Raw genomic sequence first — 464 nt, forward strand, 5'->3', positions numbered from 1 at the left:
TACGACTTTTTATATTATCGCTGGACGGACTACGCCTGCCAATGCATAAAACTGGTCTGCAAATGACATGTTCTCACATCCGACCAGATTCAGTTGTCCTTTGCGTAGCATATGCATAAGCTCAATTCCCGCCAAAATATTTCGGGCTGCACGAAATGACTTGAACCCAAGCATCGGACGTGTCATACGCTTGATCCCACGATGATCTTGCTCAACCATATTATTGAGATATTTTACTTGCCTTACAATAACGCTCAGTCCCTTGTCTTCGATGATCTGATCAATCGCTGCTTTATTTGCACCGCTCTTATCCATGGCGATCTTTCCTGGCAAGCCATTGAGAAGCATGGCTTTGTCGAAGAAGCGCATGGCAGCAGCTTTATCGCGTTTAGTAGTTAAAAGAAAATCGACGGTTTGTCCCTCTTTGTCGACGGCACGATACAAGTATTTCCATTGTCCATTGA

Annotated in this window: 1 protein-coding gene; it reads right to left on the bottom strand. The window is 44.4% G+C overall.

Annotation, left to right across the window (positions count from 1 at the left end):
• Nucleotides 1-9 precede the first annotated feature (9 nt).
• On the bottom strand, nt 10-464 hold a 455-nt coding region (locus ACO0K1_RS20300), incomplete at its 5' end, for an IS6 family transposase (protein ID WP_423029026.1).

The organism is Undibacterium sp. SXout20W, from assembly GCF_049340285.1.
In the GTDB taxonomy this organism is placed as follows: domain Bacteria; phylum Pseudomonadota; class Gammaproteobacteria; order Burkholderiales; family Burkholderiaceae_D; genus Undibacterium.